Consider the following 9,220-nt stretch of genomic DNA (forward strand, 5'->3'; position numbering starts at 1 on the left):
CGTTCAGCCGACCGCGGGCCGGGCGAGCGGATCCGGTAGCTGCGCGCCCACCTCGCGGACCAGCTCCAGGATCCGCTCGGCGGCCGCGACGCGGCGTAACCCGCCCGCAGCAGCGACTGCCGCAGCCAGCCGGTCGACGCCGATCCGGTCGCGCCACAGATCCCGGTGCCGGTCCCACCGCAGCACGGGGTAGTCCTGCCGGGATACCACCCGCGGCGCCAGCGCCAGCAGTTCCACACCGGCCGCCTCATGTTCGCCCAGCATGAGCAGACCCGAGCCGACGGCACAGGCCACCGCACCGAGCTGCGGCAGGTCCAGCACATGACCGAATCGCCGCGGCGCCAGATCGACGAGCTCGGGCACCAATCGTGCGACCACATCACCGCGCTCGTACAGCACATGCGCAGCCAGCGCCGCCGACCCGGTCAGTAGCAGGCCGGGTCCCGGTGTGGTTTCGTGGACCGGCCAGCCGATCAGCTCGAGCGCACGCCGGAAATGCCGCAGTCCGGCATCGATCTCGCCCTCGACGAGCTCGATGCCGGCCAGTACGGCGGCAATGGTGGACAACCGATGATTGCGGTGGAACCCCGGATCGTCGACCACCGCCGGATCCGCGCCACCGGAACCGGAGAATCCGAGCGCGGTGGCAAGTTCCCGCCGCGCCCGCGCCGGTTCGCCGCTGCCGGCCAGCGATGCCGCGAGGTACGAGTGCACTTCCAGGCTTTCCTCGTAGGCACGGATACGGTGCAGCAGCTCCGCCGCTTCCTCGTAGAACGCAACCGATTCGCGATACCGCGCGACTTGGCCGGCCAGTGACCCCCGATGCTGAGCAAGCATCGCCCGGCTCCACACTTCCGCTTCGGTCAGGGTCGGCACGGCCGCGCGGGCATCCCGGCTCGATTCGTGGATACGGCCCATGTTCTCCCAGATGTTGGTGCGGGCCATCAGCGCCAGCGATCTGGTGTGCCGGTCGGGCGAGCGGGTCGCGCGAGCCAGCAGCCGGGCGAGCCCGAGCGAATCGGGCCGACAGGTCAGCAGCTGCGCGAGAAACCGGAACGGCGCGCGCAAACCGGTATCGCCCCGCAGCAAGAGCCGGGCCCGGCTCCGCACCAGTGCCAGCTGCCGGAGACTGCGGTCCATGAAGGCAAGATGCAAGGCGATCACAGCGTGGCAGGCCGATTCCAGTTCCGCGTACACCCCACGGGAAGCCACCGGTGGCGCCATCGCGAGCATCCGGGGAATCCAGCCCATGAGTTCGAGGTTCGCGCCGTGCATTACCCACCGCATGGCCGCGACCGGGAAAACGGCATACATGGTCTGCGAGTCGCCGGCCGATTCGGCGCGGCGCAGGACAGTGACCAGATTGTCCAGTTCGACCGCCACGGTCAACGCCGGCCTCAGCTCGTCACCGCCGCCGTAGCATTCGGCCATCAGCACTGCGAAATCCCGCGCCCAGCGCGCCATCCGTGTTTCCACCAGATCGATTTCCGCCCCCCGCCCGGTATCTGCCGCCACAAGCTCTTGTTCACCGAATTCGCGGACCGTTTCCAGCATCCGGTAGCGGAGCCCGACACCCTCGGTCTCGACGACGGTCAGCAGTGACTGCCCGACCAGCCCGTCCAACGCCGCCGCGATATCACTGACCGATGTTGCGCCGTCAGCGGCCGATATCGCACCGGCATCGGCCGACGCCGGAGGATGGCCGACCGTCGAACCACCGGCGACCGCTTCGGCCGCCGCGAGTGTGAATCCCCCTGGAAAACGGCACATCCGTCGCAACGTGACCTGCTCGTCCGGTGCCAGCAGATTCCAGCTCCAGGCAATCACCGCGTGCAGGGTGCGATGGCGCTCCGGTGAGGTCCGGTCACCGCTGCGCAGCAGCGCGAAACGCTGGTCCAGCCGCCGTTCGATATCTTCCACGCTCATCGTGCGCACGCGTGCCGCGGCGAGTTCGATGGCCAGCGGCAGTCCGTCGAGTGTGCGACACAGTCGCGCAACGACTTCCATATCGAGACGTACGGACGGACGCACCGCCCGCGCCCGTGCGGTGAACAGTTCGGTGGCCGGTGAGCCGGCGGCATCGCTGGCCAGCGGCCCCAGCGGATACACCGTCTCGGCGGTGATCGCCAGCGGCGCCCGGCTGGTGGTGAGCACAATGAGTTGCGGGCAGCTGCCCACCAGATCCGCCACGACCGCGGCCGCGGCCTCGATCAAATGCTCGCAATTGTCCAGCACCAGCAGCATCGGCCGGGCCGACAACGCGTCCCGTAGCCGCCGGCGGATATCGGGCCGGGAAATCGGCGGTAGCAGTCCCGGTTCGCGTCTGACCTCACCGAGCCCCATGGCGCCGGCGATGGCCGATTCGATATCCACCACGCCCGCGGCCGTCACACCGCCGGACCGTACCGAGGCCAGCTCCACCAGCACCACCGGCTTGTTTCCGGCTTCCTGCATCGCGAGTTCGTTGGCGACGCGGGTCTTGCCGGCACCCCCCGGCCCGAGCACGGTGGTGACGCGGGAAACCCGCAACAACCGCGACAGTTCGGCCAGATCGTCCGCCCGGCCGAGTAACGCATTCGGCGCCGCGCGTACCCCGACCGCCGACGGCACCTGGTCTGCCGCGCCGGTGCCGGACGCGGGCGGGGTCTGCCGCGGTGCGAATCGGCCGCGCAGTACGGCGGTGTTCAACTCGGTGATCGCGGCCCCGGGGTCGGTACCCAGTTCGGTGGCGAGCACCGCTCGCAAGTCGGCGAATACGGCGAGCGCCTCGCTGTCGCGGCCGACAGTGGCGAGCAGACGCATGAGCGAATGCGCGACCGCTTCGGCGGTGGGCCGGCGGCGCAGTTGTCTACGCGCCACCACTATCGCGCCGTCGTGATCACCCGCTGCCGCGCGGGTCTCCCGCTCGACCTCGTCGAGCACCTCGTCTTGCGCCACGGCTGCGGCGGACAGTTCGTCGGCGAGCAGGCCGGCGGGCAGATCCGCGCCCGGCTCACCCGACCACAGCGCGCGGGCCCGGTCGATACAACGCTGGGCCGCTTCCACCTCACCGGCGGTCAGCTGTGCTCGCGCCTGCCTCGCCAGCTCCCGCACCGCGGTGAGGTCGACCTGGTCCGCGCGCAGCGCCAGCCGGTAGCCGCCCGGCCCGGCCTCGAGCACCCCGTCCGGTAACGCCGACCGCAGCCGGGAGATCTGGGTGTGCAGGGCGTTCGCCGGCGACCGCGGCGGTTCGTCGCCCCAGACCTCTTCGATGAGGGCGGCGGCGCTACGTGTCCGGCCCGGCCGCAGGGCCAGCGCCGCCAGCAGCGAACGCGCCCGGTTGCCCGGTACATCCACCAGCGTGGAGTCGCGGCGCAGCGCGATCCGGCCCAGCAGGGTGACCACGAGCGGATCGTCCGCCGACACCGGCGTCACGGGGTATCGGCCGCCCGCGCGGCCGGGATCGAGAACCATACCGGTGTCATCGTATGCGCGTGCCCCCGCGGCGAGCCGCGCCCGAGCCGATGCAGCCGATGCGGCCGATGCGGCCGCAGCGGACTGCGCCGAAGTCCGGGCGGCGGCTCGCCGCGAAGTCCGGTATCAGCCGGACCAACGGCCGGTCGCGACGAACTCCTCCAGCGCCGCCGTAGGGCCCGCCAGATCCCAGCCCTGAGCGGCAACCCATTCGTCGTCGTAGTACGTCCCCGCGTACCGTTCGCCACCGTCGCACAGCAGTGTCACCACGCTCCCGCCCCGTCCGGCCGCCCGCATCTCTGCGATCAACGCACAGGCACCCCAGAAGTTGGTGCCGGTCGAGCCGCCGACCTTCCGGCCCAGCCCCGCACTCGCGAACCGGGCCGCGGCGATCGAGGCGGGGTCGGGTACGTGGATCATCCGGTCCACCACCTCCGGGACGAACGAGGGCTCCATCCGCGGCCGCCCGATCCCTTCGATCCTGGAAGGCAGACCGGTCGTGTAGTCGCGGGCTCCGGTTTCGTAGGCGCCGTAGAACGCAGAGTTGTCCGGGTCGACAACGGCCAGCCGGGTCGTATGCCGGCGGTAGCGCAGATAGCGGCCGATGGTCGCACTGGTGCCCCCGGTACCGGCGCCGACGACGATCCATTCCGGGACGGGATCGGTTTCCAGCCGCAGCTGGTCGAAGATCGATTCGGCGATGTTGTTGTTGCCCCGCCAGTCGGTGGCGCGTTCGGCGTTGGTGAATTGATCGAGGTAGTGACCGCCGCACTCGGCGGCGAGCCGAGCAGCCTCTGTGTACATATCCGGGGGGCGTTCCACATAGTGACACCGCCCGCCCTGCGCTTCGATGAGGGCGATCTTCTGCGGCGAGGTACGCGCGGGGACCACTGCCACGAAATCCAGCCCGAGCAGTTTGGCGAAGTACGCCTCGCTCACCGCCGTCGACCCCGAGGACGCCTCCACAATGGTGGTGCCCTCGGTGATCCAGCCGTTGCACAGTCCGTACAGGAACAGCGATCGCGCCAGCCGATGCTTCAGGCTGCCGGTGATATGGGTCGATTCGTCCTTGAGGTACAGCCGGATATTCCACTCCGGCGGCAGCGGATAGCGCAGCAGATGGGTATCGGCACTGCGCTGCGCGTCGGCGTCGATGAGCCGTACGGCGTTATCGGCCCAGTCCCGCGGGTTACCGCGAGTACAGGTTTTCATGCCGGACCGCCGGTGCCGCCCGGCTCCTCTCCTTCGGCCGCGTCCTTCGGCGGCTTACTGGATTCACCGCGGCCGACTGTTCCCGGTTCGGTGCCGGCCGATCCGCCCGTCTCCGCTTCGCCGCGCAGACGGGCTCGCAGTTGCGCTTTGTCCCGGCGGCGGCGTTCGTCGACCGCGGCGATATCGGAGTTCACCTGCCCGCGCAGCCCCTTGAACAGGGTGAGCGAAAGCGGCATGGCGATCACGATGGCGAACAGGACCGCCACGATCACGGGCACCTGCACCGACACCACCCACGCTCCGGCCATGATCACGGCGGTGAGTATCACGACCAGTACCAGCCGGGCCAGCGTGTAGAGCGCCAGATTGCGGGCGAGTCGCCGACCGGGCGACGTGCCGGGTTGCGGGGCGGCCGATTCCTCCGAAGGGTTCGATTCACTCACCTGACCAGCGTAAGCGACCGGTTTGCACCCGCCGCACGGGCACATCCGATTTGTCCATTACCTCCGCTTTACCAACAGTAGGTGGTTCGAACACCCAGGGGTCGCGGTGCCACTATGTCGGAATCCGATGAGAAAACGTGACGAAACAGAAAGGTTTGCCATGACCGCGATTGCCGTCGGGGCCCAGGAGAACCTGCTGACCCCCGGCCAGGTTGCCGCCCTGTTCCACGTAGACCCCAAGACCGTCACCCGCTGGGCACATGCGGGGCGGCTCGGTTCCCTGCGCACTCCGGGTGGCCACCGCCGGTTCCGCGAAACGGAGGTGATGCGATTGCTCGAATCGCTCACCACCGAGGCAACCGTGCAGGGCGCCTGATCCGGATTTGCACCGCAACCGGAACGGGGGCGGCTCGGCCGGCCGGCAGTGGCGCGGCCGAGTGCGACCTGTAGCGGTTCGTCCGGCGTGAGCCGCCCGCTGTGGGCGGCGAACTCACTCTCCCGCAGTTCCGGGGTTAACCTCGATAGAGGAGGTGAGCCACGTGATCTACGTGTTGGCACTCATCGCGATCGTGGTGATCGCGGTGCTGTGCTGGAAAGCATTCGGCCCCGCGGGCCCCGGATCGGTCCCGGGACCCACTCGTAAACGGGTGGTCGGCCCGGATGACGACCCCGAATTCCTCTGGCGTATCTCGCGCCCGCAGAAACATACGGACGGCGATTCGGATTCCACCGAGCATTGATTCCGCGCCGGTAAAAGATACCGGGAATCGGCCCGGAGCGCCGATAGCCCGCGCCTAATCGGCGGTGCTGTCCAATTGCGGTAAACCTTCCACTGCGCGCAATTTATCGGCGACTCCGGCCAGGCGGTCCAGCGCCTCGGCCGGCAGCCCGACAGCGGTCTGTACCAATCTCACGAGGGAATCCGGTTCGAGACCGCAGATGATCGCGGAGTTCGCAGTCTCGGATGTACAACAATCCACGTCGACGCCGGTATCCGAACTGATATTTTCCGAATCCACTGCCGCTCTCCTCACTGTTCGACGCGGCTTTATCCGCGTGGTGGAGGGGAAATGATCGTTCTCACCCCGATTTTCGCGAGAGCCTCCGGGCTGTATGCAATTCAGCTGTTACCGACGAAACAATAGCAACTCGGCATTGCAGTGGAGTAACGATCATCGGCGCGGAAAAGCCGTGTCGAATGAAAACGGTTCGAATCGTTACGGAAGTACCCGGCGAATCAGGTCAGACCGGAGTAGCTGTGCAAACCCGATACCACCAGATTGATGATGAACAGGTTGAACAGCATCGCCACGAAGCCGGCCACATTGATCCACGCGGCTTTCGTATCCCGCCAGCCCGACGTGGCCCGGGCATGCAGATACGCGGCGTACAGCACCCAGGCGATGAACGAGCACGTTTCCTTCGGGTCCCAGCCCCAGAACCGTCCCCAGGCCGCTTCGGCCCAGATCGCGCCCAGGATGACGCCCGCACCGAAGAGCGGGAACCCGATGATCGTGGTCCGGTAGGCCAGCCGGTCGAGGGTGCGGGCATCGGGCAACCGGCGCGCCACGGCACCGAGCATATTGCCCGATTCCTCCCCTTCGGGCTGCCGCAGCCGGTACAGGAACAGCAGGCTGGCGATACCGGAAACCAGGAACACCCCGCTGCCGATACTGACGATCGTGACGTGCAACGGCAACCAGAACGATCGCAGCGCCGGCACCACGGGCGCGGCATCGGAATACAGCACCGTTCCCGCGAGGAACATCAGGATCAGCACCGGCACCAGCAGGAACGCCCATATACCGCGGTAGCGCGGATCACGCATGAATACGAGCCCCACTACCACGGCGGCCGCGGTCGCCATGGAGACGAACTCGTACATATTGCCCAGCGGGAACCGGCCGGTCGCGAAACCACGCAGCACGATCGAGGCGATTTGCAGGCCGGCCGCCACGAAGAGCACCGCGAAGGCGATATTGCCGAGCCGCTCGGACAGCGGCGTACGCGGCTCCTCGCTGATCTTGCCCGGCGTATCGCTGCCCGCGGCGACCCCGCCGGCCGGGACCAGTTCCCGTTCACTCACCTGGCGGGCCCGGGCGGAGGCGTACTGCACGATCAGCAGCAACAGCACCAGCGCGTACACAACGGTCGCCGTTTCATAGGCGAGGTCGCTGTAGCGCGCGAGAGTGTCGTCGATCGACATCATTGTTCTCCCGTGTTCGTACCGCGGTGCCTTGCGGGCACCGACGCCGGACCTGCGTGGCGTGGCGCGCCGACTTCTGCCGGGCCCGCGTTCACTTGTCGGACGTGTCCAGCAGGCGGTGCCGCAGGCGATCGAATTCCCCGCCCCAGCCGGCCTGGTCGGTGCGGGCGAGCCCACCCATCTCTACTACGACGCGTCGTTGGTCCACGGTACCCTCCGGGGTCACCCGCAGCCAGACCCGCCTCCGGGTAATCAGCAGTGAGACCAGCAGACCGGCCATCATCACCACCGCGCTCACCAGTACCCACTGCTGAGCCGGATCGTGCGAGACCTGGATATTCGCGAACTCCTCGGCCCCGTCGAACCGGACCTCGGTGCCGTTGGGCAGAGTGGTCGATTCGCCGGGACGCAGGTTCACCCGGGCTTCTTTGTCGAGCCGGCCCTGCCGCACCATTTCCTGATCGAGCGCGAAGATCGACTGCGGCCGGCCGGTATCCAGACCGGTGTCACCGCGGTAGATATCCACCGCGACCGCCGGATCCGTCATCGCCGGATACGACGAGGTGAGCAGCTTCCCGTGGAAACTCGCGGTCGGCGCGAACAGGCCCTCGATCGCGATCTGGTTCTGCCGCCGCTCGGCATCGCTGGCATACATCCCGCCGGGCGGATCGAAGCGCAGCACACCGCTGGACAGGAACGTGGTGGCGTCGTTGGGCGCCCACTGCACGGTTTCGGTGCGGGTCTCGCCGTTCGGGAACGTCACGGTGAAGGTGGGGGCGTAGCCGTGCCCCTGCAAGTAGACGCGGTCACCGCCGACCCGCAGCGGATGGTTGACCTTGATGGTCGTATCCCGCCAGGTATTCGTCGCCAGATCGTCGCCCGCCTGATACGAGATATCGGAGGTGAACATCTCGGCCTGGCCGTTGTCGAGGTAGTCGGCCCGGAAGTTCTTCACCTTGACACACATCGGGGTCATCCCGGTGCCGTCGTTGACGTTGCCGGTGCGGAACGAATCGAAAATCGCCGGCGAGGTGGTGCAGAAGCCCGGCCCGCCGTTCGCGATCACGATCACATTGCCCTCGTAGCCGAACAGTTTGCCCACCGCGATGGCCACCAGCAACGCCACCAGCGCGAGATGGAAGACCAGATTGCCCAGTTCGCGCGTGTAGCCCTTCTCCGCCGACAGCGTCACCTCGCCCTCACGCTCCCCGGGGCGGACCTCGGTGCGCCAGCCACGTAATCCGGCACGCGCACGGTCGGTGATCTCCGCGGTGGTGCCGTCGACTACCACCCGATGGTGATGCGGTAGCCGGGCCAGATTGCGCGGTACCCGTACCGGGGGCGTACGCAGGGCACGGTAGTGGTCCACGGTGCGCGGCAGGATGCAGCCCACCAGCGAAATGAACAGCAGCACGTACACCGCGGTGAACCAGAAACTGGAGAACACATCGAACAGTTCGAACCGGTCCATCCATTCCCCGAGGACCGGGCGGTCGGCGATGTACTCGTCGACCTTCTGCTCGTTCAGGCTCCGCTGCGGCAGCAGCGCACCGGGTATCGCGGCCAGGGCCAGCAGGAACAACAGCACCAGCGCGGTGCGCATACTGGTGAGCCCGCGCCACGTGTTGCGTACGAACGCCCAGGCACGACCCAACGGGGACTGCCGGGGCGGACGAGGAGTCGCCTCGGGTAGGTCGGTCACGGTCATATCGGCAACGTCACCTCTGCGACGAAACCGTCGCGCACCCAGCCGACGAACAGATCCCACGCCCCGGTCACGAGCGCCACCCCGACCGCGACGAGCAGCAACCCGCCGACCACCTGAATGGTGCGGGTATTGCGCCGCAACCAGCCAACCCCGCGCAGCGCACTCGCCGACCCGAACGCCAGCACCACGAACGGCAAC

At 67.8% G+C, this 9,220-nt stretch carries 7 protein-coding genes and 1 pseudogene; 2 read left to right on the forward strand and 6 right to left on the reverse strand.

What is annotated here, in order from left to right; translation table 11 throughout:
• Positions 1 to 3: 3 nt before the first annotated feature.
• The 3 genes from ON22_RS23575 to ON22_RS23585 all read right to left on the reverse strand — a co-directional run bounded on the left by ON22_RS23575 (position 4) and on the right by ON22_RS23585 (position 5,108).
• The gene (locus ON22_RS23575; RefSeq protein ID WP_033246991.1) at positions 4 to 3,453 is read right to left on the reverse strand and encodes an AfsR/SARP family transcriptional regulator; all 3,450 of its coding nucleotides are present in this window, start codon (positions 3,451 to 3,453) and stop codon (positions 4 to 6) included.
• 126 nt (positions 3,454 to 3,579) lie between these two features.
• A complete protein-coding gene (cds1, locus tag ON22_RS23580) occupies positions 3,580 to 4,665 on the reverse strand; it encodes an L-cysteine desulfhydrase Cds1 (protein WP_033246992.1) in 1,086 nt (361 codons plus the stop codon).
• Positions 4,662 to 5,108, reverse strand: a complete 447-nt coding sequence (locus ON22_RS23585; RefSeq protein WP_063820647.1) for a DUF4229 domain-containing protein — start codon at positions 5,106 to 5,108, stop codon at positions 4,662 to 4,664. Before ON22_RS23585 ends, cds1 begins: the two co-directional genes overlap by 4 nt.
• Before the next feature lie 160 nt (positions 5,109 to 5,268).
• Here ON22_RS23585 and ON22_RS23590 point away from each other — a divergent pair, with 160 nt between their 5' ends.
• Together ON22_RS23590 and ON22_RS23595 are read left to right on the forward strand one after the other, a co-directional pair.
• Positions 5,269 to 5,484, forward strand: a complete 216-nt coding sequence (locus ON22_RS23590) for a BldC family transcriptional regulator (protein WP_033246993.1) — start codon at positions 5,269 to 5,271, stop codon at positions 5,482 to 5,484.
• A 163-nt stretch (positions 5,485 to 5,647) separates the two neighbouring features.
• Positions 5,648 to 5,848, forward strand: coding sequence for a hypothetical protein (locus ON22_RS23595; protein WP_033246994.1), 201 nt, complete (start codon positions 5,648 to 5,650; stop codon positions 5,846 to 5,848).
• A 497-nt stretch (positions 5,849 to 6,345) separates the two neighbouring features.
• Here ON22_RS23595 and ccsB read toward each other — a convergent pair whose 3' ends face one another.
• From ccsB to ON22_RS23615, 3 genes and pseudogenes are all read right to left on the reverse strand, one after another.
• Complete coding sequence (gene ccsB, locus ON22_RS23605; protein ID WP_033247047.1) at positions 6,346 to 7,314, reverse strand: c-type cytochrome biogenesis protein CcsB; 969 nt, start codon at positions 7,312 to 7,314, stop codon at positions 6,346 to 6,348.
• A gap of 91 nt (positions 7,315 to 7,405) precedes the next feature.
• Positions 7,406 to 9,022 (reverse strand): cytochrome c biogenesis protein ResB, encoded by a 1,617-nt coding sequence (resB, locus tag ON22_RS23610; RefSeq protein ID WP_033246996.1) that lies wholly within the window; start codon positions 9,020 to 9,022, stop codon positions 7,406 to 7,408.
• A pseudogene (locus ON22_RS23615) lies at positions 9,019 to 9,220 on the reverse strand (cytochrome c biogenesis protein CcdA); the annotation flags it as partial. The gene resB and the pseudogene ON22_RS23615, both read right to left, overlap by 4 nt.

This window comes from Nocardia carnea NBRC 14403 (assembly GCF_000308515.1).
In the GTDB taxonomy this organism is placed as follows: domain Bacteria; phylum Actinomycetota; class Actinomycetes; order Mycobacteriales; family Mycobacteriaceae; genus Nocardia; species Nocardia carnea.

Bases quoted from the DNA above. Each gene is read 5' to 3' on its own strand.
- resB (WP_033246996.1), bottom strand. From the start codon at position 9,022: ATGACCGTGACCGACCTACCCGAGGCGACTCCTCGTCCGCCCCGGCAG.
- ccsB (WP_033247047.1), bottom strand. From the start codon at position 7,314: ATGTCGATCGACGACACTCTCGCGCGCTACAGCGACCTCGCCTATGAA.
- ON22_RS23590 (WP_033246993.1), top strand. From the start codon at position 5,269: ATGACCGCGATTGCCGTCGGGGCCCAGGAGAACCTGCTGACCCCCGGC.
- ON22_RS23575 (WP_033246991.1), bottom strand. From the start codon at position 3,453: ATGGTTCTCGATCCCGGCCGCGCGGGCGGCCGATACCCCGTGACGCCG.
- cds1 (WP_033246992.1), bottom strand. From the start codon at position 4,665: ATGAAAACCTGTACTCGCGGTAACCCGCGGGACTGGGCCGATAACGCC.